General features: G+C 35.9%; 19 protein-coding genes. 12 read left to right on the plus strand and 7 right to left on the minus strand.

All coding sequences use genetic code 11. The features are described 5' to 3' along the window. Positions 1-7 precede the first annotated feature (7 nt). On the minus strand, positions 8-1,351 hold the full coding sequence (locus F5ESL0260_RS08455) for a 6-phospho-alpha-glucosidase (protein WP_122026578.1): 1,344 nt from the start codon (positions 1,349-1,351) through the stop codon (positions 8-10). 234 nt (positions 1,352-1,585) lie between these two features. Next, the gene (locus F5ESL0260_RS08460) at positions 1,586-2,515 is read right to left on the minus strand and encodes a cytochrome C5 (protein WP_122026579.1); all 930 of its coding nucleotides are present in this window, start codon (positions 2,513-2,515) and stop codon (positions 1,586-1,588) included. A 150-nt stretch (positions 2,516-2,665) separates the two neighbouring features. Here F5ESL0260_RS08460 and F5ESL0260_RS08465 point away from each other — a divergent pair, with 150 nt between their 5' ends. The 3 genes from F5ESL0260_RS08465 (at position 2,666) to F5ESL0260_RS08475 (ending at position 4,640) form a co-directional block, all read left to right on the plus strand. Then, entirely contained in the window at positions 2,666-3,904 is a 1,239-nt protein-coding gene (locus F5ESL0260_RS08465; protein ID WP_122026580.1) for an MFS transporter, read from the plus strand. A 158-nt stretch (positions 3,905-4,062) separates the two neighbouring features. Continuing rightward, positions 4,063-4,314, plus strand: a complete 252-nt coding sequence (locus F5ESL0260_RS08470) for a hypothetical protein (RefSeq protein WP_122026581.1) — start codon at positions 4,063-4,065, stop codon at positions 4,312-4,314. Continuing rightward, a complete protein-coding gene (locus F5ESL0260_RS08475) occupies positions 4,308-4,640 on the plus strand; it encodes a type II toxin-antitoxin system PemK/MazF family toxin (RefSeq protein ID WP_255410405.1) in 333 nt (110 codons plus the stop codon). The genes F5ESL0260_RS08470 and F5ESL0260_RS08475 overlap by 7 nt, the downstream gene beginning before the upstream one ends. Before the next feature lie 570 nt (positions 4,641-5,210). On the opposite strand, the gene F5ESL0260_RS08480 is transcribed toward F5ESL0260_RS08475, so the two are convergent. Beyond that, positions 5,211-6,455 (minus strand): MFS transporter, encoded by a 1,245-nt coding sequence (locus tag F5ESL0260_RS08480; protein ID WP_122026582.1) that lies wholly within the window; start codon positions 6,453-6,455, stop codon positions 5,211-5,213. A 106-nt stretch (positions 6,456-6,561) separates the two neighbouring features. On the opposite strand from F5ESL0260_RS08480, the gene F5ESL0260_RS08485 reads away from it, so the two are divergent. Both F5ESL0260_RS08485 and F5ESL0260_RS08490 read left to right on the plus strand, forming a co-directional pair. After that, complete coding sequence (locus F5ESL0260_RS08485; protein WP_122026583.1) at positions 6,562-7,425, plus strand: helix-turn-helix domain-containing protein; 864 nt, start codon at positions 6,562-6,564, stop codon at positions 7,423-7,425. A gap of 196 nt (positions 7,426-7,621) precedes the next feature. Beyond that, the gene (locus F5ESL0260_RS08490; RefSeq protein WP_122026584.1) at positions 7,622-8,257 is read left to right on the plus strand and encodes a hypothetical protein; all 636 of its coding nucleotides are present in this window, start codon (positions 7,622-7,624) and stop codon (positions 8,255-8,257) included. 329 nt (positions 8,258-8,586) lie between these two features. Here F5ESL0260_RS08490 and F5ESL0260_RS08495 read toward each other — a convergent pair whose 3' ends face one another. Then, complete coding sequence (locus tag F5ESL0260_RS08495; RefSeq protein WP_233557731.1) at positions 8,587-10,686, minus strand: PTS transporter subunit IIABC; 2,100 nt, start codon at positions 10,684-10,686, stop codon at positions 8,587-8,589. A gap of 416 nt (positions 10,687-11,102) precedes the next feature. Here F5ESL0260_RS08495 and F5ESL0260_RS08500 point away from each other — a divergent pair, with 416 nt between their 5' ends. Then, entirely contained in the window at positions 11,103-12,824 is a 1,722-nt protein-coding gene (locus F5ESL0260_RS08500) for an ABC transporter ATP-binding protein (protein ID WP_158593830.1), read from the plus strand. Between the two features lie 124 nt (positions 12,825-12,948). On the opposite strand, the gene F5ESL0260_RS08505 is transcribed toward F5ESL0260_RS08500, so the two are convergent. The 3 genes from F5ESL0260_RS08505 to F5ESL0260_RS08515 all read right to left on the minus strand — a co-directional run bounded on the left by F5ESL0260_RS08505 (position 12,949) and on the right by F5ESL0260_RS08515 (position 17,370). Beyond that, a complete protein-coding gene (locus F5ESL0260_RS08505) occupies positions 12,949-14,394 on the minus strand; it encodes a glycoside hydrolase family 1 protein (protein WP_122026586.1) in 1,446 nt (481 codons plus the stop codon). A gap of 15 nt (positions 14,395-14,409) precedes the next feature. Then, a complete protein-coding gene (locus tag F5ESL0260_RS08510) occupies positions 14,410-16,356 on the minus strand; it encodes a beta-glucoside-specific PTS transporter subunit IIABC (RefSeq protein WP_122026587.1) in 1,947 nt (648 codons plus the stop codon). A 144-nt stretch (positions 16,357-16,500) separates the two neighbouring features. Beyond that, positions 16,501-17,370, minus strand: coding sequence for a PRD domain-containing protein (locus tag F5ESL0260_RS08515; protein ID WP_122026588.1), 870 nt, complete (start codon positions 17,368-17,370; stop codon positions 16,501-16,503). A 254-nt stretch (positions 17,371-17,624) separates the two neighbouring features. On the opposite strand from F5ESL0260_RS08515, the gene F5ESL0260_RS08520 reads away from it, so the two are divergent. The 6 genes from F5ESL0260_RS08520 (at position 17,625) to F5ESL0260_RS08545 (ending at position 25,883) form a co-directional block, all read left to right on the plus strand. Beyond that, positions 17,625-18,578 (plus strand): class A sortase, encoded by a 954-nt coding sequence (locus F5ESL0260_RS08520; protein WP_122026589.1) that lies wholly within the window; start codon positions 17,625-17,627, stop codon positions 18,576-18,578. A 1,004-nt stretch (positions 18,579-19,582) separates the two neighbouring features. Next, positions 19,583-20,158, plus strand: a complete 576-nt coding sequence (locus tag F5ESL0260_RS08525) for a BspA family leucine-rich repeat surface protein (protein WP_122026590.1) — start codon at positions 19,583-19,585, stop codon at positions 20,156-20,158. An 84-nt stretch (positions 20,159-20,242) separates the two neighbouring features. Beyond that, positions 20,243-20,704: a MucBP domain-containing protein gene (locus tag F5ESL0260_RS08530; RefSeq protein WP_122026591.1), complete on the plus strand. Its 462-nt coding sequence runs from the start codon at positions 20,243-20,245 to the stop codon at positions 20,702-20,704. Between the two features lie 12 nt (positions 20,705-20,716). Then, positions 20,717-21,241: an SLAP domain-containing protein gene (locus F5ESL0260_RS08535; RefSeq protein ID WP_122026592.1), complete on the plus strand. Its 525-nt coding sequence runs from the start codon at positions 20,717-20,719 to the stop codon at positions 21,239-21,241. A 711-nt stretch (positions 21,242-21,952) separates the two neighbouring features. Further along, entirely contained in the window at positions 21,953-23,620 is a 1,668-nt protein-coding gene (locus F5ESL0260_RS08540; protein ID WP_122026593.1) for a BspA family leucine-rich repeat surface protein, read from the plus strand. A gap of 262 nt (positions 23,621-23,882) precedes the next feature. Then, a complete protein-coding gene (locus F5ESL0260_RS08545) occupies positions 23,883-25,883 on the plus strand; it encodes a MucBP domain-containing protein (RefSeq protein WP_122026594.1) in 2,001 nt (666 codons plus the stop codon). The last annotated feature ends 192 nt before the right edge of the window (positions 25,884-26,075 follow it).

Genomic DNA, 26,075 nt, shown 5'->3' on the forward strand with positions numbered 1-26,075 from the left:
CCAATCACTAATTAAGTTCTGGCCAGTATGGCTTGTTTTCTGGGATCATGTCATCAAGAATCTTTTTCGCTACAGAAGCATCAGGAACTGTCTTATTAAGAGCAAAGGCTTGCCACATCTTAGTGTATGAATGTTGTTCATAAGCATCAACTACCAGCTTTTCACATGCTTGTTGTTCTTCTATCAATCCCTTTTGGAATCTACCGGCCATTCCAGTTGCCATAGGTTGAACTCCGTCCGCGCCAAACCAGCAAGGTACTTCAACAATAGAATCAGAATCAATATTGGCAATAGCGCCGTTATTAGGAATGTTAGCAAAGAATTTTTCATGCGTGTTATAAGCAATCGCATGACAAATATCAACAATATAATTAGAGTGTTCGGCATTAGCCTCCCAGATATTGCCTTTAGCAGTGCCGGCTTTAACAATTCTGGCACATTCACCAAATACTATTTTTTGCCTGTATTCACGAATCTCATCAGTTCTAGTATGGTTAGGGTCTGCATTTTTCACCTCATATTGTGGGAAGTAATAATATTGCATATAAGTATTAGGTAAAGTTTCTGGATCAAGAGCATAGCAGTCCTTAGCTTTTTTAAAGGTTTCGGCCCAACTGGTCTCTGTTTCCTTATCAAATTCACCACCGACCCAGTAACCATTTTCAGATATGTGCTTCTTAAGAAGTGGCATTAAATCTTTGCCCGTCTTTTTATCACGGACTTCCTTCCACCAGCCAAAGTGGTTTAAGCCATAGTAGTTGACATCAAGATCATGGTAGTCATTTAAGCCACAAATTTTAGCCATTCTAGTCATAATTTCTACCGGCATATCACAAATATTAATTACTTTAGCATTTGGTCTTAATCTACGGCAAGCTTCTGCAACAATAGCTATCGTGTTGGTATAGTTAATCATCCAAGCATTTGGCGAGTACTTTTCCATCCAGTCGATTATCTCAATAATAGCTGGAATAGAACGCATCCCATATGCCATTCCTCCGGGTCCGGTTGTTTCCTGACCATTAACGCCATATCTTAACGGAATCTTTTCATCGAGTTCACGCATGTGGTACTTGCCAACCCGAATTGATCCCATAACGAAGTCAACATCTGTGAATGCTTCTTTAGGATCAGTCGTATACAAAAATTCAATTTGCGGTGCGCGTTCTTTCATAATAATTGCACACGCATCACCAATTTTCTTTTGCCTTTCGGCATCGTTATCATAAAATTTCAGCTTTCTTAGTGGAAATCTGTCCTGGTTTGCAATTAAGCTCAAAACAAATCCTGGTGTATAAGTACTGCCTCCACCTGCAATGACTACGGAATAACGTTTATCTTTTTGGGACATATTTTTCTCCTTTAATTCACTCTGCTCAACCTGAGCTGATATTTTCTAAGCTAGCTTACTTTTATATTTATAACATCTTTCTTATTTTTTGTATCCGCTTTCCAAGAAAGTGAATACGTATTTCACAACTTGGAATATTTGTTTCATTTTCAGAAATTAATTTCACAAAAAAACTGGCACCACTAAGGTGCCAGCATTAATGCTAATTAAGTTAAAAGTTATGAGAAGACTATTTTAGACGAACCTGTCCTTTTTAATTACCCGGTAAATAGAAATAACTAAAACTAAAATTGCGCAGAAGATTGCCACATAAGCCATTGGCCCCACGCTAATGGCAGCTTGTGCCTGAGCACTTGCCATCCGATTTTCCACCGCATATTCTACAATCCACTTACTCAATAAGCGCGGAGTCAACACGAAACTGATGGTTGCCACAATTGAAGCTGCTAAAGCCGTATTGCGTGAATAGGGTTCACGGAAAAATTGTGCTAAAACGCAAAAGGCAGGCGCAATCATTAAAAGTAATATCCACATAATAATTAAGCGTCCAGCGCTACTGTTCATCATTTGGGCACTATTAGTGGCATAGCGATATTTACCCCAAAGTTGTCCACCAGTTAAGGTATTCAGTAAGCTTAAGAAATATGATCCTTGTTGACCATAGACACCGCCACGATTAGATAAAATTCCCTGCACAATCTGTAACCCATCGGTTGAACCAGCAGTAGAAAAATTGACTGTTACTACTTTTTTCATGTAAGTAGCCAGAAACATGATGATCGAGCCGCCAAATTGCAAAGCTCGCAACATGCTTAATTTCCGAGATGACTTCATTTTAAATTCCAGACTAAGAACGCGATCGGGATGGTGACTGCGGCCAATGACGAAAATACCGATTGCGACAATAACGGCCAGTCCAGCAAGCAGCCACCACAGTTTAGCCATAACTAAGAAAATAGCCAAAACAACAATGGCCACCGCAACATATGGTCGATCTGCAAATATATCCCAAAAATTTAATTTTAAATGACGATAATCGGCACGAGTCTGAGACGTGTCATGCCCTCTGAGTGCTGTTTTAGTCATTTCTTTATTTTGAAGCTGGGACTTTTGGCTGTGTTTTTGGCGATATTCCTGCCTGGTCAAGTGTGAATTTCTTTCCATACCGGCATCTCTTCCTTTCAGAAATAATATCCTATCATGTTTAAAATGAAAATATCAGCTATTTAGCAAATTCTTAGCAAATTTATTGTGCTAAAATAGAAAAGATATCATATTTTTTAGAAAAATCTTAAAAAAGAAAGCGAGGACGTTTTGACAGTTTCCGAAAAATTCCCAGCTGGCTGGCATAAAGCTTTTGTTACTTTATGGCTAGGCTGCTTTATTACAGGCATGGGCTACTCCATGACAATGCCTTTTATTTCATTATTTATCGCTGACCTAGGAAACTACAGCAAGTTGCAGATTAGCATGTATTCCGGTCTTGCTTTTGCCATGACCTTTATTGCTCAGGCAATAGTTTCACCTTATTGGGGCAATTTGGCCGACAGAAAGGGCCGTAAGTTAATGTGCATGCGTGCTTCTGGAGTCATGGCTTTGACCATTACCGCTACCGGTTTTGCTCCTAATGCCATCTACATTATTGTAATGCGTTTTATTCAGGGCGCTTTTTCCGGATATATTAACAACGCCACCGCTTTAATCGCAGGGGAAACTCCCCATAGAAAAAGCGGCTGGGTGATGAGTCAAATGATGACCGCCGGAACGGCAGGAAACTTGGTAGGGCCACTTTTAGGTGGTGTTTTGTCAAACTTCTTTGGTAACTGGTTAGGTGGCGTTTGGGGCTACCGGATTCCATTCTTCATCACCGGTTTCTTGATGGTGCTCGTCTTCTTAGGGTCAACTTTCTTAGTTCATGAAAACTTTACTCCCATTTCTCGTGCAGAAATGAAGCCAATGAAAGAAATTATGCAGTCTTTGCCTAACGTTAAGCTGATTGTGGTGATGTTCGTGACTACTCTCTTAGTGCAGGCTGCTAATATGTCAATTGACCCAATTGTTTCCTTATATGTTAAGTCAATGATGCCCAACAGTAAAAACATTGCATTTGTAGCCGGCATTGTGGCTGCAACCCCAGGTCTCGGAACATTGCTGGCTGCTTCCAAAATCGGACATAAAATGGATGAAATTGGACCACTAAAAATATTACGCCTAGGTTTAATAGTAGGTGCAATTCTTTTCGTACCCATGGCTTTGACACACTCACCTTGGGTGCTGGCAGGATTGCGTTTTCTGCTGGGAATTGCCAGTGCCGCCATGTTACCGGCAGCACAGACCGTTTTGACACTGAACACTCCAGCCGAAAGCTTTGGTCGTATCTTTAGCTACAATCAGTCTTTTCAAGCGGTCGGTTCAGTGTTTGGGTCACTTATGGGCTCCACTATCTCGGGACTGTTCAACTACGCAACTGTTTTCTGGACTACAGGCTTTACCCTACTGATTAACTTTATTCTCATTATCTTTTTCAGTTTGAGAAAAAGTCCTAATAAATAAAAACTAACTTACAACTAATAAAGTATCCTAATTTTGGTGGTCACATCATATTTCGTTCAGGATGCTTTTTTGTTTTGCTTGATCTCCGTAGATAAACATTGTATAACTTTATTACATTTCAGAATATACATTGTTTATTCTTTATAGGGGGGAAAATTATGATTCGTGCTACTATATCTAAATGGGGTAATTCTAAAGGCATCCGATTAAACCAAGCAGTCCTGCAAGCATTAAACGCTACTATAGGAGATCGTTTAAACTTTAAAATTGAGGACAACAAAGTAATAATGACAAAGCAAGATGATACACCTGATTTAACTTTTGAAGAACTTTTTAAAGATTATTCAGGTGAAGAATTTGATACCGAAATTAAGTTACCAGATGAGAGAAAAGGAAATGAAAGGTGGTAATTAAGCAAGGATCTATTCTATTAATGGATTTAAGTCCTAAACAGGGGCATGAACAATCTGGCAAACGACCTTATTTATATTTAAGCTATAAAGGGGTTGAAAAATACGCTCATATTGCTGTGTTTGCTCCTATAGCAACTACTAAAAGACGCTACCCATTATATCAAGAATTACCTGCTGCATCTCAAACAAAAGGCATAGTCATGCTAGATCAGCTAGTTACAATCGATTATCATAACCAATCATTTCAATATTTAGAGCAACTACCTGATGACTATATGGGAAAGATACTCAAAATTGTAAAAGTAGTTTTTCAGAAAGATTAGCCAAGCAGTCTTTCTGTAAATAATTCCATGATATGTTGTGAAGCTAAGATTGGTCCTTTTTTTAACACGGTCTTAACAGTTCTCATATCTTCACCAAAGAAATATAGAGTAGCAGAAAAGTCTGTTAAATCACCTTTATTTATTGAGATAGATCAAGATGAAATCTATGCTGCAGCATGTTAGGGCAATAGATCCAACTGTCAGAATGAAAGGTAATATCAAAGTAAGCTTAGACGAAGCTAATATGAAAAAATTAGCACAATTTTAGTTCAATTTTTTAAAAAAGCAAAAACTGTACTGAACCCCAAAAATTATCCAACTTTTGGGATTTTTTCTGTCTAAATTAGCTAAACAAGATAAAATTATAATCTATCAGCTTTGGCATAATTATCAAATTAAGACCAAACTAAAAGAACTAACTCCGATCAAATAAGGGCAATTAGTTCTCAGTTAACAACCATAAAGTGTGCTAGTTTTAGGATTCACACCATTATCTTGGTGGCTTTTTATATCTGGCTTAGAAAAATGCTGGCAAAAAGCAACTGCGAATTTATCAGCTAAACTGGCTGTTTATTTTCCTTTTTGTGCGGATTTTCTCATCACCAATAAGGTAATTACAAAGAGCAGAATACTGACGATAAACAGACCCCAAAGAGAATAGATGACGCTTGTCACAGCCGATAAGGTAGTAAAAGCAGTTGTCATTAAGGGACTGGCAATTAATAAAATCGTATTAATCAGACCAACAGAGGACGCCAAAATTTTACGATCAACTGCACCTACCATCCATTGGGTTAATTTTGGAGTAGCAGTTCCTGCAAAGAAGCCTAGGATACAATAAGTTATTAAACAGAACCAAATTTGTTTGCTTAAAATAGCAATTATGACACTTGCTCCAGCAATATAAGCAAACATAATGATGATATAAAGGCTAACATTTTTAAATAGATTAGTACCAAAAATGCTGCCTAAGGCAGCGCCTATTCCTGCCATAGCGCCGATTAACGCGATTGTAAAACTATAGGTTCCAATGACCATCACCTGACGATTGCCCGCAATGACAATAGAAATCAGGGGCTCTATCGTGCTGAGAACTCCGTTTAAAACGGCGATTACCAGTAAGGTAGTAATTAAGCCACTAGCCTTTTTAACTTGCTTTAATGCTAAGGCCAAGGTGGACCAAAAGCCACGATCATCGACTTCTTGTGTGACAGTTGAAATGCCCTTTTTTCGTTTACTCCTGGCAATATTGCAATAGATCAACCCTGCCACAACGAAAGTCAGACCGTTAATTACAGCCAGCGCAGAATATGACATGAATAACAAAAGTCCTGATCCAACAAACTGACTAATCAAAGTGATTACTTGCGAAACACCGCTAGTAAAACCTTCAGCTTCAGCAATCTCATCCTTTTTAACCAGACTAATAATTAATGGTGTGGTCAGTCCGCCAGAATAAGTTCCGGCCGTATCAGAAATAAAGTTGATGATAATCACCATTATTACCAGATTCCAACCCGCAATATTCTGGCTAAAAAGAAAACCAACCAGTAAATAAAGCGCTCCTCTAATCATGGCCATCCAGACTATTTTTTGAAATTTATTCTGCGTCCGGTCAGCTAGATAGCCACCAACACTGGAAAACAGCCGGGGAACTGACTCAGAAATTGCGATTAATGATAAGGCCAGCGAATAATTCTTGAGCCGACTGGCATATGTCATCAATGCTAGGTAGAATAAAATATCTCCAGCACTAGATAAAATACTGGCAATTGAAAACTTGCGATATTCTTTATTTTTAAAAAAGATGGTCATAATTTTTTCTCCTTTTTAACTTTCTTTATTTTCAATTGTACTTAAGCTAAAATTGAAAATAAAAAAGTGTCATATATGAAACAAAAAATATTAATGAGGTTAAATTATGACTATCGGTGCATTACTTAGGCAATACCGTTTAGAAGCTGGCAAAACTCAACGCGCATGGATTGGTGACATTATCAGTCCCTCTTTTTATTCTAAAGTAGAAAAAGATCTGACCCGTATTTCAGCGGCAGACCTAATTGAATTATTACGGCAAAATCACGTTAAAATTGCTACTTTTTTTAAGCAACTTGATTACCAGGCTGAAAGTGAAGATAATCTCAAAAAGAAGATTAATGCCCAAATGACAGACGCTTATTATAATTTTGATATTAAACGCCTAAAAGAAATCAAACAGGCTATTGCAGGTAGTGGGCTTACCAGTAAAAATGATTTAATGCTAAGTGTGAACTCAATCTTAGCTATTATAGATGGTAATAGAGAAAAATTAAGCGCTGCAGAAATCCAGCAACTAAAGAATAAGTTCTTTAATGAAGAGAATTTTGACTGGAAAACTATCAAAATTTTCCTGAACTGCATGGTTTTTTATGATTTTGCCAGTGATATGATCATTACTAACAAAATTTTTCAACAATTTAAAGATAGCGAAAATGACGGTCTTCAATTTATAGTGTTGGGAATATTAATCAATATGATTAGCATTTGTCTGGAAAAAAACAAGTACCAGCAAGCAAAGCAGTTGTTGGAAAAATCCCATGAGATTCACACCCAGCCACTAACCTGCTTTAATAAGATGACTCTATTATTCTTGGAAAACATTATTAACTATCATTTTGATCCTAAACAGGTTTATCTAGATAATTGCGCAAGGCAAATAGAAGAGTTTGCCTTAATCGGCATGACTGAATATAGTAAGCAGTTGCAAAAAACTGTGCAAGAAAAGACCGGTGGCAATTTAGTATAAATAGAAGCCGGTTCCAGCATTCACTGGTAACCAGCTTTTTATTACAATTTGAATAATGAACTTTTATATTCTAAGTCCTACTAAACAGCAAAAATTATTCATTACTGCTAAGAAAAACGCTTTCTAAAAAAACAAGACGTAGTATAATTAAATACAAATAAAATGGTTACTGCTAAATTGTGAAAGTGTGAATATCATGAAGTCAAACGAAGAAATGATTGCAGGACAACAACTCTATCCTGCGAATAATTCAGGATTTAGTAACTGGGATAAAAGTGTAACTGTTGGACATAAAGTAAACATTCTGCATGTAATCTTAGGACTAGTTTTAGTCATTTTGGTGTCATTATTTATGACTGGATTTGGCTATCAACCTTGGTGGGTGTTGGGACTCATAATTTTGGTGGGAATTTTTATTACTTTACCAACATGTTTTAGTGGATATTGGCAGATTAATAAAAACGGAATTACTGTGTTAAGTTATAGTTCAAATGATGTAATAAAACTTATGCAGTTATTACATATCAAAAAAATTTATACAAAATCATATTTATTTGAGAATATCACTAAGGCTGAAATTACATATCGTAAAAAAGTTAGAATTAGCCCAATTGATTTTAATCCAGACTTTTTTAAACTAAATTTGACTGTGAATAATAAAGTAATTCAATTAGAATTAGGAAATATTCAAGCAAAAGATTTAGTAGAAATTGTTGCTATCTTTAATACTCATGGAATAGCCGTTTATGATAGACAACAGATAATTGGGCTGCTTAAAGAGAATAAAAATTTATTTAATCATTTTCATAATGGTAAATGGGCATCACTATAGTGGCATCATAGATAAAAAAGGCACAGCTTGTTTAATTTTTTGTTGAAATATGCAAAAAATGTTAGTAGACGATCCTGCTTAAGTAGATAATGCACAATTACATTATCCACAAAAGCAGGATTTTTTGTTGAATCTATGACAGTAAAAATAAAATGTGAATAAATATAGCGTAAGCAAATTGGTAACTAAACCCTATTTCACATTTGCCATCAATTTAATTTTTGAGTAAAACAAAAGCCAGGCTTTCTAAATGAAAAGCTTGGCTTTTTTACTTGCAGCAATTGGCTGAAGCAAGATGTTTTAACATAGAAATCTGGCATGATAGCTGTTTATTTTTTAACCAACAACTCGGCTACTTGATCATTAGCAGTAACTCTATCATTATCAGCAACTTTGACATCTAATAATCGGTCAGACAGAGTAGCTACAAAGATAACATCAGTTGCCTTTCCAGCAGATTTAATTTCTGTTAAATTCATCTCTGCCAGCTTGTCACCCTGATGGACTTGTTCTTTTTCAGAGCAAAGAATCTTAAAGCCTTTGCCCTTAAGTTCAACAGTATCTAATCCCATATGCAAAAGATGCTCAATGCCATTTTCATCTTTTATGCCAATTGCATGTTTAGTCGGAAAAATTGTTGTTATAGTGCCATCAACTGGAGCATAAATATTGCCATTTTCTGGTAAGATCGCAAAGCCTTTACCTACCATCTCTTTGGAAAAAACACCATCATTTAAGGTTTGCAATGATTCCAGCTGTCCATCAGCAGGTGCAAACAATGCAATTTTTTGACTCGGACCCGTTTCAACCGACTTTTGAACTTTTTTATCCTCTGAATCTAACTTCGAACTATTTGCAGGCTTAACAGAATTTGCAACAGTTTTTAGTGCTTTGCTGCTATTAATCAGATCCATTACATTTGTTTTAATGTTGCCGGCAGTAGTGCCACAAATTACTTGAACAGATGCACCGTTAACTACCGTTCCCGCTGCTCCCGTTGCGGTTAATGTTTCTTTATCTACTAAATTGCCATCTTTAACTGTCACCCGCAGTCTTGTGGCGCAGTTGTCAACATTCACTAAATTATCAGTTCCACCTAGAGCTGCTACTATTTCATAAGCTACTTGTTCATCTTTAGTTAGAGCAGTAAATTTCTTATTATCAACATAATCTTTCTTGGTTTTTAAAGTAGTATCATCTTTACGACCAGGCGTATTGAGATCGAACTTAGTAATTACAAATCTAAACAAGAAATAGTAAACAACGAAATAAGCAATACCTAAGAAGATGATTGAAACCCAATTAGTTCTGGCATTTCCGGGTAACACACCATAAAGAATAAAGTCTATTAAGCCACCGGAAAAGGTAAAGCCTACTCCTACTTTTAGCAATGTTACAAAGACTGCAGAAAAAGCAAAAAGTACACAGTGAACGCCAAAATACAAAAATGGTGAAGCAAATAAAATAGTAAATTCAAGTGGTTCGGTAATTCCAGTTAAAATGGAAGTTACTGCAGAAGATACTAAAAGTCCCTTAATTTCACTTCGTTTATCTTTACGAGCAACAGAGTACATTGCAAGGGCAGCTGCTGGCAAGCCAAAAATCATTTCTGGGAACTGAAATGAAAAGAATCTGGCAGCTTCATACGAAATCTTACCGCCAGCTGCTAATTGTGCAAAGACGATGTTTTGGGCACCTTGTACGGTATGTCCAGCAACAACGGCCGTTCCACCTACCGCTGTTTGCCAAAATGGCAAACAGAAAATGTGGTGTAAACCAAAGGGTATCAACATTCTATAAATTAGTCCGTATAGACAGGAACCAACTACTCCTGATTTAGCAATGAAGAAGCCTAAAGCAGAAATTCCTGCTGCAAAATAAGGCCAAATATATGAAAGCAAAATTCCTATTATTACGCCAGAAACCGCAGCGGCAATTGGCGGAAAGTGAGTACCGCCAAAAAATGAAATTACATCAGGCAGTTTAATATTGTAGTACTTATTGTGTAGCCATACGACTATTAAACCAATGATAATGCCCCCGAATACTCCCAAGTTCATTGTGTTGTTAAAACCCAACACATTTGTAATTAAACCATTAACTTGTTTGAGCTGATTTAAATTTCTGAGATTTTTGATTGAACTGGTTAAGGAAGCGTACATTAAAAAGTAGCCTACAACCGCAGAAAGAGCAGCGACCCCTTTTTCACTTTTTGCCATTCCCAACGCTATAGAGACAGCAAATAGCAAGCCTAGATTGTCAAAGACTACAGAGCCACAGTCATTTAAAATGCTTAAAAACCTGTTTAACGGCATCCCTGGCGATAAAATGCTCTCCAAGTGATACAACTTTATAAAAATCGGACTGGTAAAAGAAGCACCCAATCCTAGAAATAATCCCGCTATCGGAAGCAACGAAATTGGCAACATGAATGTCTTGCCAACCTGTTACGCCTTAGCATAAATTTTTCCCTTCATTATTTTCCTCCTGTATCTGTTTAAATACTCCAGATCAGATGTTCTCATTAAGACAAAATATAAACAATCCTTTGTGATTCGTAGAAACTATTTTTTTCTGTATTTGTAATGAAATACTTCTTTCTATGCTTAATATCCTTCAAATTAATACTAACTTGACCTGCCTATTTTTAAAAAAACTTTCTATAATTTTTTACGCAGAACTATCAAAATAACTATTACTTTATAATTTTAAAAAATATAACTTTATTTTAAAATAGTTCTTTCGATTATAAAATGTTTAGCGTATAGTGAGAAGACGTAGAAGAATTTAAAATAATTAGATACTTTTACTTATGTTTTTTAGAATAGAAAGGATGTTTATATTAATGGAAAATTACAAAAAGTATGATAAGTTAAACTACTATCTTGCGCTCTTTTTTTCGGGAATAGTTTATCCCCTTGTAAACTTATTGCTTGCTTTGGTGTTAAAAAGATTAATTGACTCAGGGATTGCCAGGAATGTTTATGAATTAAAAAATGCAATATTTGTTTGTTTATTAGTATGTATATTTTTGGCAACTGCTGTTTTTACCAGTGAACTAACCAAAAATAGGTTTGTTAATAATTTTAGTAAAAAATATCGCAGGCATATTTTTAATGAGATTATTGCAAGCGACCTAAATGAATTCAGCAACAATAGTACCGGAGATTTTTTAGCAACAATGACAAATACTGTCTCGACAATTGAGGAAAAATATATCAAATCTTTCTTTAGTATTGTTTCTAACTCGTCATTACTGCTTTTCTCGATTATAGGGATGTTTATGATTAACTGGCAGCTGTCAATACCAGTGCTAATAGTAAGTTTAGTGCCAATTATTGTTATGAGTTTGTTGGGTGGGAAAATGCAGGCAAAGCAAAATCTGGCTTTGACGCAACAAAATGCCTATGTCTCCAAGGTAAAAGACGCATTTTCAGGCTTTTTAGTAATTAAAAGCTTTAATATTGAAAAGCAAATTAGCAAAGAATTTCAGAACGGTAACGATAAACGGGCTGATAGTGAGTTTTCTCTGTCAGAACTTAATAATATTTCGGTATCAATTTCGAATTTCTCTGGATATTTAGTTTTTCTGGTTGCATACGGACTAGGAATGTTTATGGTAATTAATGGAAACACCAGTATTGGCGGAGTTACAGCAATTGTGCAATTAGTTAATTTTATTGTAATGCCACTGAGCAAATTGGGTCTGGAAATGAATAACAAAAAGGCTGGTTTAGCCGCCAGCAAAACTCTGAATCAGTTGCTGGAGAAAGTGCATAATCCGGTAAAAGATAACAGCAACTATTTGAAATTGAACAGATTTGAAAATGAGATCAAATTGACCAACGTTAGTTTTTCCTATCCCCAGCATGGTGAAACGGGAAAGAGGGTACTTTCACACATCAATTTACAAATAGAAAAAGGCAAAAAATACGCGCTTGTAGGTATGTCGGGCAGCGGTAAGACAACATTATTAAAGTTACTAATGAGATATTACAAATTGACTAAGGATGGCAACATCAGTATAGATAACGTAAATATCAATAACATTAATTTGTCATCGCTTTATAAACTAATAAATATTGTCCAACAGGACGTCTATATTTTTGATAATTCTCTTGCGTATAATATAATGCTAGGCAAATCTTTTACAGATAAAGAACTGAATTATGCTATAAATAAGGCTGGTTTAAGAAAGCTAGTAGACGGCAATTCTAAGGGCGTTGATCTGAATGTTGGCGAAAATGGCAAAGCTTTATCTGGTGGCCAAAAGCAGAGAATTTCTATAGCGCGAGCATTAATTAGAAAAACACCTATTTTATTAATGGATGAAGCAACGTCATCTTTAGATCAAAAAAATACTACTGCAATTGAAAATGCCATTTTAGAAATAAAGGATTTAACATCAATTGTGGTAACACATAAATTGAATCCCAACTTATTACAAAAATATGATGCGATAATTTTTATGAAAGACGGCACTATTACTGAAGAAGGTTCTTATGAAGAATTAATGAAGCAAAAAGGTGATTTATATAATCTATGCAGCCTAACTATGACTAATTAGTTTATAGCAATCAATGTTTTGAAAAAATTGCAATAGAAATTGACATAGCAAAAAAGCGTGCTTAAAAGCACGCTTTTTATTGCTTATTTTGCTCACATGAGCCGAGTCTTATCTTTGCCAAGATTTACCCTAAATCAGCACCGTTAGTAGAAATAACCTTCTTGTACCAGTCAAAAGATTTTTTCTTATAGCGCTTAAAGGTTCCGTGGCCTTCATCATCTTCATCAACATAGATAAAACCGTAACGTTTCGACATTTCACCAGTTGAAGCACTAACTAGGTCGATGCAACCCCAAGGAGTGTAGCCCATGACGTCAACGCCATCGTCGATTGCCTGGGAAATAGCTTCGATATGTTCACGCAAATAATCAATCCGGTAATCATCTGCGACATAATGATTTTTATCCGGCTTGTCTACCGCACCTAAACCATTTTCAACAATGAATACAGGTTTTTGATAGCGGTCTGACAGTTGGTTCAAGGCAATTCTTAAGCCTGTCGGGTCAATTTGCCAGCCCCAGTCGCTGCTCTTTAAGAATGGGTTCTTAACGCCGCCCATTAAGTTGCCGTTAGTAGTTTCTTGGTTTTCATGGGTAACGTCAACTACAGAAGACATGTAGTAACTAAAGCCAATATAGTCAACTGGATATTGAGCTAACAATGCCAGTTCTTCATCAGTGTAATCAAGGTCTGATAATTTAACACCTTGGCGAGCCAATAAACTCTTAGTGTAAGTTGGGTAATGTCCTCTAACTTGAACATCGGCACAGAAAAAGTTATTAGCCTGATTATCTTGCAAGGTAGCCAATTGGTTCTTAGGGTTAGAATCGTAGCTGTATGTTGTAGCATATAGAATCATGCAGCCAATTTTCATATCAGGATTGAGTTCATGACCAATTTTAACAGCCTTAGCACTAGCGACAAATTGATTGTGCCATGCTTGATAAACATTCTTCTTGTCACCAGCGCCATTACTGATGGTGAGACCTTGACCCATAATTGGGAAGTGAGCAGCACTGTTGATTTCGTTGAAAGTCATCCAGTATTTAACCTTATCTTGGTAGCGGGTTAAAACAGTGCGGGCAAAGCGCTCGTAGAAGTCGATCAGCTTCTTATTCTTCCAGCTGCCGTATTCAGTAATTAAATGCAGCGGCATTTCGTAATGTGAAATAGTAATTACAGGCTCAATGTGATGCTTTAAACACTCGTCAATTACAGCATCGTAGAACTTAAGGCCTTCTTCATTAGGAGTTTCCTCATCCCCATTAGGAAAGATTCTGGACCAGGCAATTGAAAAGCGGTAGCACTTGAATCCCATTTCAGCAAAAAGCTCAATGTCTTCTTTGTAATGATGATAGTGATCAATACCAATATGATTAGGATAAACATAGTCTGGGTTTAGCTTAAAATCAAAGTCAGGTGAAGCAATAATCTTCATTCTGTCTTTACCACCAGGTAAAACGTCTGGCAAGGATAAGCCTTTGCCTCCTTCTTGGTAGGCACCTTCTAATTGGTTAGCAGCAGTAGCACCGCCCCATAAAAATCCTTTAGGAAAATTGTTTGTAGTCATCATTGTCTCCTTTCGTTATTTTAAATCTAGTAATGCATCCCCAATGGTTATTGTACCATTTGCAACTGCATTAACTTCATGATAATTATTAGAATTAGTAACAACCACTGGTGTTGTAGTTTCAAAACTAGCTTTTTTGACGGCTTCCAGATCAAAGTTAATTAAAGGTTCACCCTTTTTAACTTTCTGATCCTTTTTAACTAAAGTAGTAAAGCCTTTACCATCAAGTTCAACTGTATCCATACCGATGTGAATCATGACTTCTGCACCATTATTGGATTTAAGGCCGATAGCGTGTCCAGTAGGGAAAACCATTACTACTTCTCCATCAAGAGGTGAACAAACTTGACCATTTTTAGGTTTAATCGCAATGCCTTTACCCATTGAGCCGCTGGAGAAAACCTCATCTTTGACTTGGCTTAATGGTACAACCTGACCAGTTAACGGAGCTACTAATTTTTCTTCTTTATTAGATGAAATTTCCGGCTTAACAGCTGCTGAATCTGCAGAACCATTTGTTGCAGTGGAACCGGCAGCTTGTCCAGCTAAATTCTCATCAACGCTTTTCTTACCCAAAAGCATTTGCAATATAAAGCCTAAAATGATTGCCGCAGCCATACCAATCATCAAGCCATAGACGCCCATGTCAATGCCATTTTTACCCATAGCACACGGAATTGCGAAGATACCCATTCCGGCCATCAAATAAGTTTTTGTGCCAAAGAGTCCAATTAAGCCGCCACCAACAGCAGAAGCAATACAACTGAGAATAAATGGCTTCTTACGTGGCAATGTTAAACCATAAATAGCTGGTTCGGTAACACCGAAGATACCTGATACGAATGCTGGAATAGCCAGACTGCGAGTCTTTTCGTCTTTTGTTTGAAAAATCATAGCTAAAACCACACCAGTTTGAGCAAATGAGGCAGCAAATGATAAACCAATAATCGGGTCAAAGCCCATAGCAGCAATGTTAGTCATCATAACTGCCACAAAGCCCCAATGAACGCCAAAGATGACAAATACTTGCCAGAAAGCACCCATTAAGATACCAGCGATCACCGGGCTAAAGTTATAAATTGCACTAACAATTTCCGCAACTCCGTTACCTAGCCAAGTTGCAACTGGTCCGATAACAAGAAAAGTAACTGGAACAGTAATTAATAAAACGATAAATGGTACTAAGAAAGTTTTAACAACATCTGGAATGACCTTACGAGCAACCTTTTGCACTTTAGAAGCAAACCAGACCGCAATGATAATCGGAATAACCGAGGTGGTATAGTTCATTGAAATTACCGGAATGCCCAAAAAAGTCATGTGAACCGGTGCTTCTAAGAATGTGCCCTTAAAGACAGTAAACAGTGCAGTTTTACTGCTTGCCATTGACACAATTGAAGGATAACAAAGGGCAGCTCCAATAGTGGCACCTAGATATGTGTTGATACCAAATTTTTTTGCTGAAGAAATTCCTAAAATAATAGGTAAGAAATAGAATAAACTGTCGCCAATGGCGTTTAAAATGACATATGTTCCAGAAGTTGCTGATAGCCAGCCAAACGCCAAAAACATTGCGTTAAAGCCTTTAATCATACCACCAGCACACATTGCACCTAGAAGTGGGTTAAAAATACCGGAAATCAAGTCAATAAATTTATCAGCTAAGCTCATATTGCTGTTGTCAACGTCATCATCAGAAATGCTGCCGCCACCAGAAAAGCCACCTACTTTAACCAGTGTGTCATAGACATCAGCGACATTATTACCAATAACAACTTGGTATTGTCCACCGGACTTGACAACAGATATTACGCCATCAGTAGCTTTTAATTTGTCATCGTTTGCCTTCTTCATGTCCTTTAATTTAAAACGCAAGCGCGTAGTACAGTGAACTACACTGACTACGTTGTCTTTACCACCAACGTCAGCGATAATTTCATTACTTAAATCTTCGTATGCCATTTTTCCTCCTAAATAGCAAAACCCGGGAGCTTCAAGAAAACAGCTCACTAATTTTTTGTGAGACTTTCACCTAAAGTTCTCGGGTTAATGCCTGTAAACAGTAACACACCGTTTAAACTGATTAATTATTAAAATATCGTAGAATTAACTCTCCCGTAATTGCTCATCATTTTGTCTGTGCGTTACCCGCCAGACATGAAGAGTTAAATATACCTGATCATCAGGCTGCATTTTCCAGCCTGTTTGTTTATATAAGTACGTGCCGATTTTTTGGACAGTGTCATACGCCTTTTGATACTTGACTTTCATCAGTTCAATTAAAGAATTATCAAGCTCTTCACCCGAATCCTTTTCACATTCGCCACACATATGCCTTACCATGAAGGCACGTAAATGCGTCATGAACCTGTTAAAATTAAATGATTCAGTATCAAGTTGCATCCCATATTGATACTGGATAATATCAACTACTCCGCGAATAAGCTTAGTAATTTTGATAGTATCCTGCAGTTTGGTCTGACCAGAGCCAGCGTTAATAAAATGGTATGTCAGATATGCTGCTTCGCTTGTAGGAAAATCAAGCTTGGTTTTTCCCTGCATCAGTTCTAACGCTTCCTGAGCCGTGCCGTATTCTTTAGGAAATAATTTTCGCATTTCCCAGCCAAGCGTATCTTGGCCTAATTCAATATTTTCAGTAGCACGGGTTAACATAAAGTCGATATGATCTGCTAATACCATAAACTGATAATCCGAAAAAGTTATCTGCAATTGTTTGCTGGCCAAATTAATCACAGCAGTAGTTAATGCTAAAGTCCTCTGATCAATATCCCGCACGCTGTCAACCATTTTAAGGTTTTCCCCAACAGCTATAAAACGGCGCGAAATCTTGTCCTCATCAATGGGATCGCCAGCTTTTTTGCCGAAACCAATCCCGTTACCAATCACCACCCAGTCTACTTCAGATTCATCAGACACCAAGGCAGCATTGTTGTTAAAATTCTTTACAAATTTCATTCAACTTACTTCCTTTCCAATAAAAAAACCTACAAACAGTACCAAAATAAGTATTGTTCATAGGTTAATGCCTGATCAAATCAGTAACACGTCTACTTACAGCTGATATTATAAAGTAGTGCATAAGCGATTTCAATACTTATTTGATTATTATTTTTAAGTGTTTCCTACAAAACAAATAATTGTGCTTTACGCAAATTTATACTTAAATAATAGCAGAAACCTAATATAGCAGTTTAAAGAGAAATAGTTCAATGGCAAATAAAAAGCAAAAACGTTCTTTAAAATATCAAGTGTGGTCTACTATTCGTGTATTACTATTAGGAGCCCTTTTTTACCTGGGAGTGACCCTGATTTTTTTCGGTTCCGGGTTCGGTAACTCCTATGTCGTTCAACAAAATGCGCAAAAAGCAAATACAACTTTAACACAAAAGAAAGCAGATAGAAATAAAAAACGCAAAACAAATTACGATGCCAGCAAAACTAAGTCAGTCAGTGCAGCCGAAGTTCTCAGAGCTAAACAAATTAAGGCCTATGCCATTGGCAGAATTGCTATTCCCAGTGTCAATATTCATAATCCCCTTTTTGCCGGTTATGGAGACCAGAATCAAAATTTAGAATACGGTGTGGTAACTTGCCTGCCCGACCGTGTCATGGGTGGTGCTAATAATTACGTACTTGCAGGACACTACATGGGGTCTTATGGTCCCGCCGTTTTAGATAATTTGCATTTATCACGCCCCGGCGACCTCATTTACATAACTGACTTGCATCATATATATACGTATAAAATTAAAACAATTTCCTTTGCTATTAAGCCCACTCAGGTTGAAGTTGAAAACAACATGCAGGATAAAAGCATGATCACACTGATTACCTGTTCAGACTTTAATACCTCTAAGTATGGCTACGGCCAGCACCGGACGGTTGTGCAAGGCGATTTAATCGCTAAAAATAAAGCGACGAAACATAACTTAATTGCTACAGAATTAACCGCTAAGCCAAAGCAAAGTAAAAAAAGACGCCAGGAGTCTTTAACAGCCAAAAAAGACCAGAAAAAGATTAAAAAGTCCGAGCAGGTTCGGCCTGCAGCCCAGCCAAAGTTTTACCAAAATATGGCCTTCATCAAGACGGTAATCATTGTCTTTAATGTTATTTTTATTTTAGCAGTTGGCTGGCGACTTGTGCGCATTTGGATTTTGCGCTAATTACTACCTTTACCGAATATTCACTCGTTGCCAAACTAGTTAATGGTATTGAGACACCAATCAATCAAAATTTCGTTACTATCACTCTTACCAGTTAACCACAGGAAATTATCTTATTCCCGTAGTAAAGTGAAAGGGCTTTTGTTAATTATCATAATAAAATAGCAAAAAGCATGCGGCCAAAAGTAAAACTGCTCAGCAATGTAAGAATAGTCGAAGTCAAAATTTTAATAGCAAGTTATACGCAACTATTAATAAAAAGAAAGATGTTCAGAAACTTATTACAAAACTAGTAATTACCATTTTTAGAACTATTATAAGTAGTTTAATGTTAAGTTTCAACATTTATTGTATGTTTATATCTCATTGCAAAAAAATGAATACAAAATGTACTAAAATATTTTTAAAAATATATTAGTATAGTTTAAATTAGGCTTATTTACTAAACAATAATCATAGCAAAATTTTCCACTTAATTCTGAAATTTTAATTTATTGATTATCGTTAACACGATGAATTCTTTTTGTCATGCTCTAATATAGTCAGTTTAGCCCTTCTTTAATACTAAACCAGTTTCATATAGTGGAAAATAATTTTAAGAAATAATCACTGTATTGTACATTTATATATTTATATATAATCATTTAGTATGATATTTATAACCTATTCAAATAAATACATTGTTAGTTTAAATATTCCTATAAAGTAAAGTTATAGCAAAGCAAGACAGAGTAAAAACCAATATAGCATATAAATTAGGACTCAGTGCCGCGTCTGTTTTACTTGGAAGTACCTTTCTAGCTAGCAGTCAAGTTGTTAAGGCTGATACCGTAATACCAAATTCGCAAACTGGTCAAAGCAGCGTCAATAATTCATCTAAGAAGAACTCGTTAAATCTTTCAAATGAACAAAATTACTCTATTGGTAGGTCTTATAATAATTCCCAAGATACAACCAATAAAACAAATATAATTAAGCAAAATGATAATAAGACATCAGATAATTTGGCTACAACAGCCAAAACACCTCAATTTTATGATAATGATAAAACAATTGCTAAGACAAAATGGAATAATATTGATATTTCTTTTAACCCCGAAGCAAAGGAATTAACAATTTTTGGCGGAACCGAGCAACAGCCAGTTATAATGAAAAATACTATAGATGGCGAAAGCAAACTGTATCCTCTTGAAGGATCTTTGGGTGAAATGGGTTGTAGTAGTCAAGATGTTAAAACAATAATAATTCAGGGAAGAATAAAACTAGAAGGGGGTGCGCAAGGACTTTTTAAAGGATTTCCATATTTAACTAAATTTCAAGGTTTAACTAATTTAGATACTGCTGATGTAACCGATATGGCCTTTAAGTTTGAGTCTATGAATAGCGTAGCAACTCTTGACTTATCAAGCTTTGATACTTCTAACGTTATTTGGATGAAAAATATGTTTTCGGGATGCAGAGCCTTAACCAGAATAGATTTATCTCATTTTAATACATCTAAAGTACAGTTGATGGAAAGTATGTTTATGGAAAGTTCAGGTATACGTGAACTAGACCTAGGTAATAAGTTTAAATTTTAATCATCTGCTTCCGGACGAGGTGACGGTGATAACATCAATAATACATTACCAGGAAAATGGGCTAACTGGGGTAAAACCAATCATTTGGCTAGAGGAGAAAAAATATGGGATTCTTCAAAAGACTTTTTTACAAAATATCAAGGTACTACTGATTATGATACCTATGTACGCTTTGAAAATTTAGCTGCTCCAATTACGGTGCAATATCGCGAGCAAGATGGGCAAAACAAGCATAAGATTGAAGGTATTGAAGATGAAAAGCAATATGGCAACATTAACGACAAGCTTATTAATCAAGCTAACCCACAATTTATTACTTCCTTTAAGGAGAAAGAAATTCCTGGTTACAAGTTTGACCATGCCGAAATAAATGGTCAAAAAGTAGAGTTAGATCAAGTAACCTACTCTTCAGACCCACAGACTATCACTTTGATTTATACTAAAGTCAAATCAGATAATTCTCATGACAGCAGTAATACTAATAATTCCTACAGTCCAGTAAACCACACCAAAGGCAGTGACATTAAAGTTAACTATGAAGATTAAAATGGTAATCTATTGGCTCCAGCTGAAACGTTATCCGGCTATGTAGGTAACGGCTATGTAACTGAAACTAAAGAAATTCAAGGGTATACTTTAAAGGTAAGGCCTTTAAACGCTACTGGCTTCTTTAGTAGCCAACCGCAAACTGTTAACTACATCTACAGTAAAAATGCAGCTACGGTTACACCTATTATCAGAACGATATATCATAATTCATATCTTTATGATCACAATGGAAGTCGTAAAACAGGTAAATATTATAGTGGCACAAGTATTACAACTTATGGTAAGACCTATATTCAAGGTAGAGAATACTATGACTTGGGTAATGATACATTTGTCAAAGTTAACAACATTTCTGGAATCAAACGCAAACTAAAGCATAACGCTTATATTTACAATAAAAAAGCTAAACGCGTTGGCACCAAAGTACTAAAGAAAAATAAAAAAGTAAGAGTATATGGCAAAGCCGTTAAGATGCACAATAAGCTGTACTACATCATAGGCAATAACCACTTTGTTAAGAAAGCTAACTTTTAGAAATTAAGTATAGCTAAAATATTCTTACGCTGCTTTTGCTAGTTTAATTTAAATATAAGACTAGGCATGACATCCTAACAAGATAGTTGGGGTGTCATGCTTTTTTTAATAAAAAACAACTAGCGCTAGCAACGCATTAATTGAAGATACTCAGTAAAACACGTTAACTTTACGGAGCTTTTGGTTAGCAAGATTATGAATAAAAAATGTTAATGAAATCACCCTAAGTAAAAGTATTACTAACTATATAGGGAGATAGCTACATTACATCAGCCAAGACTTCAAAAAGTAAAATAATCAGATAACAATTTCGTACTTAAAAGCTATCATCATTTAATAAAATTATTTTTAATAATGAAAATAATGGTAAAATGTTTGCCATTAATAGCAAGCAAAACAAGCAAAATTTAACTGAAAGCAGGATAAGTAAAAGCAGCAGTCTAGATAATAAAATCATTGATAACTAAGCCTTATTTGTTGGCTTAATTGGCATATAGTTCAAGGGCAGAAAAACGGACTCAGACTTTAAATTATACCCTCTTCTTTTTTAACCAGCTTTAATTTATGAATTTAATTTTTTACTTTATTTACTTGTACCAAAAAATAGCCATAACTATATAAAAACACATTTTATGATATTTATTTGTACAAGATATGTGTATATAATAAATTATGATGTAATAAAAATTTAATTGGAGGAAGAGTGTGAATATGCATAACAATTTTTATCATAAAGGTAAAAAGATTTTATTTACTAGTATGGCAGTTGCTGCGTTAAGCGTAATTGCAGTTAGTCCTGTTGCAGCTAAGGCTGCCGAAGCACAGGGAGAGCAAACTTCTAAGACTCCTGAAGTTAATTCCGGTGATAACGCTGGCGAAAATGATTCACACATGCTATGGGCTTCAAGTTGGACTAAGGGCATTTATAGTTATGACGAAAAGACTAAGACTTTTACTATTAGACTAGGTAAAGAAAATAAATTTAACAATCATTATGCAGGTGATCAAGAACCACCTATCAATCCCGCCCGAATAGCTTGGAATATTGATGATGTTAACACAGATGAAATTGAAACCATTAACATTGACGGTCCTGTTATTTTCGAAGGAGATGCCAGTTTATTATTTGCTAATTTACCAAACTTGAAGAAAATTAAGGGATTAAACAACCTTAATACAAAAGAAGTTACTAGCATGAAAGAAATGTTTGCCAATGATCCTAAATTAACTTCAATAGACCTGTCAAACTTTAACACTTCTAACGTAACTGACATGATGGGTATGTTCTTTGGCGATGAAGCATTAAGTACTTTAAATGTATCCAACTTTAAGACAGATTCAGTAGAAGACATGTCTTATATGTTTAGTGATGATTCAAGTTTAACCAAAATTGATGGCTTGGAAAAATTCAACACCGAAAAAGTTACTAAGATGTGGGAAATGTTTAAGGGTGATAAAGCTTTGACATCCCTAGACATTAGTAGTTTTATGATGCTTGAAAATAATGAAACCATTAAAGATAACGTTTCTGACACTAACAATACCGATGATAATAAAGGTACTACAAAGCCATCTCATCAAACATATACCATTGATCAAGATATGTTATCAGGTATGGATAGCTTAAATGATATTAAACTTGGTGCAAACAATATCATTAACAATTCAGGACTCCCTGGTTCAGTAGAAGAGAGTCTATATAATGGAAAAACTAGCTGGCTTTTAAAGGACAGTAAAAATAAGAAGTTAAGTTCAGTAGAACTTATGCAGAAATTTGACGGTAAAAATGATGTTACTGATTATGTAGGTGAATACACGGCTACAAAACCAGTAGATAACAACAATACACCAGCTACTCCATCTACACCAAACACACCTTCAACCCCAAGTACACCAAGCACTCCAAGCACACCTTCAACCCCAAGTACGCCAGTTATTCCATCTACTCCAAGTACGCCAGTTACTCCATCCAACAACAATACTACAACTAAGCCAAACACTAACGTCAAGAAGGGCGTTAAAAGAATTGTTACTCACAACGCTTACATCTTTAACCAAAACGGTGTACGTGTAAGTGGTGAATTTTATGTTGGTGATTCCATTACCACTTATGGCACTAAGTATATTAACGGCAAGAAGTTCTATGACTTAGGTAACGATCGCTTCGTCAAGGCCAACAACGTTACAGGTATTAACCGTAAATTAAAGCATAATGCTTACATTTACACTAAGAAGAATAATAAAGTTAAGCGCTTTGGACGTAAAGTTTTAAAGAAGAATAGGAAAGTTAGAACTTACGGTGGTGCAGTCAAGATGCACAACAAGTGGTACTATATCATTGGCAAGAACCAATTTGTTAAGAAAGCTAACTTTAGATAATAAAAAATACTTTTCATAAATAAAGAAACCCAATTAGTAGGTGTGCTGCTAATCGGGTTTCTTTTTGCTTGGCATAATAACTCCTAGTGAGTAAGCAAGCCAGCTTGGCAATTTATTAATCAAATTAACTATTTGTTCTTTTTAAATAAAAGTGTATAAATTATGTTAATAAACTAAAAGGATGTATAATACCCATAATAAAGTATAAGCTAAATATTAATCATGTATACATTTATTTTATTGTTGAAGAAGGAATAGTAACATGAGGAAGAAAAAGAATTCTAAGCAAGCAGAAACTTCATTAATGTACTTTAGCATTGCTGCTGCCAGCTTAAGCTTATTAGCTATGACCCCTAAAACAGTCAAAGCCGATGAGACAGTGCCTTCATCCCTTACCAAGCAAACTGTTGCTGGTAAAAATTCTGCTAACAATAAAGTTGCTTCCCCTAAATCTACCACAAACGATCAACCAAAAGTTAACACTCCAGAGGCGCCTCAATCTCAAGATTTAACCCCTACTCCAAGTCTTGATACTTTTAAGTGGGGAAGCCTCGACGTCACTTATAGCAACCACGTAGTTACTGTTCCCGGCGGCAGTGTTACTCAACCCGGATCTATGGCCTGCATTAATGGCATTAACAAGGATGATATTCAGGAAGTGAAGTTTACTGGTCAATTAAAAGTTAATTCGGCTGCAGAATTGTTCAGAGGCTTACCTAATTTAACTAAAATTACCGGTCTAAAAAATCTTGATACATCTGATACCATTGACATGAGGTACATGTTTGCAAATTGCAAAAATTTAACCAGCATAGACGGCATTGGTGATTTACAAACTCCCAAAGTTACTAATATGCTTTATATGTTTGCGGATTGCGGTAAATTGACTGACCTGGATTTGTCCGGCTTTGATACCACCAATACACAATATGTAGAAGGCATGTTTCAAGGTTGTGAAAATTTGCAGAGCATTAAGTTTTCACCTAAATTCACAATAGCTAATGTAAACAGTATGAAATTCATGTTTAGTGAGTGCTCCAGTTTAACTGCTCTAGACCTTAGCAAATTTAAAACTAGTAATATTACCAACATGATAAGAGTTTTTGAAGATTGCTCCAGCTTAACCAAGTTAGACTTATCATCCTTTGATACTTCTAAAGTGAATGATATGATGGGAATGTTTACTAATTGTGGTAACTTAAAAGAACTTAATCTCAGCAGTTTCGTCATAAATCCCGCTATTGACAAGGGTTATATGTTACAGGGACTTGCTAAATTAAACACCCTTAAACTAGGAAAAAGAACTTATATTAATGATACGCATCTTGATACTCCAGGAACATGGGTTAATGTTGGCAATGGCACTGAAGACGCACCACAAGCAAACCAGAAATTGCCTTCCAGTGATTTAGCTGCCCAAGGAATTGATGACACGTTTATTCGTCTGGGTGCAGCTATTAAGGCTTTTTATTTAGATATTGACGGCAAATCTATTGCGGATGAAACAACTTTAAATGGCAAAATCGGTAACAGCTATAAACTAACACCTAAAACAATTCCAGGATACGTTATCAAGGAAATTCCCGCTAACGCCAGTGGCTTTTTCACTGATCAGCCGCAAATTGTCAAGTTTATTTATTCCGCTGTTCCCGTATCCGTCCCTTCTATTCCAGCCGCTTCAACCCCAGTCAAAGCCGCGAATGTGATTGTTCATTATCAAGATGAAAGCGGCAATAAACTGGCACCTGATACGGTATTACAAGGCAATGTCGGCGATGGCTACATTACCTCTCCTGTAGAAATTGCTGGCTATACGCTAAAGACTAGGCCTGATAATGCTACCGGCTTTTACAGTGATCAAAATCAAGACGTTACTTACATTTACACTAAAAATGCTACCGGTTTAAGTCCTGTTACAAGAACTGTTTTCCACAATTCATATGTTTATGATGAAAATGGCGTCCGTAAAAAGGGTGAGTATTTTGCTGGCGAAACGGTCAAAACTTATAGTACTAAGCTAATTCAAGGCAAAAAATACTATGATTTAGGCAATAATGACTTTATCAAAGCAGTTAATATAACTGGGGTAAACCGTAAATTAAAGCATAATGCTTACATCTACACTAAGAAAGCTAAACGCTTGGTCCGCAAGGTACTGAAAAAGAAATATACGCTAACAACATATGGTGGCGCTATTAAAATTAATCATAAGTTATACTATATTGTTGGTAAGAACCGTTATATTAAAAAAGCCATTTTTTAGCAACTTAAAAATAATTAATTAGCAAATTTCTGACTCTTTAGCAAATACAGTTAATAAAGATTAAAAAGAATCAAACCGTTAATAAACTGTTTGGTTCTTTTTTTCTTTGCCTTGTTTTCTGTCAATCCGATCCTGATTAGCAGATTGCATAAATTGGCGCAGCCAGAAGCTGTGTGCTATGCCTTTGTTGAC

It is taken from the genome of Lactobacillus sp. ESL0260 (genome assembly GCF_003692935.1).
GTDB classification, from domain to species: domain Bacteria; phylum Bacillota; class Bacilli; order Lactobacillales; family Lactobacillaceae; genus Lactobacillus; species Lactobacillus melliventris.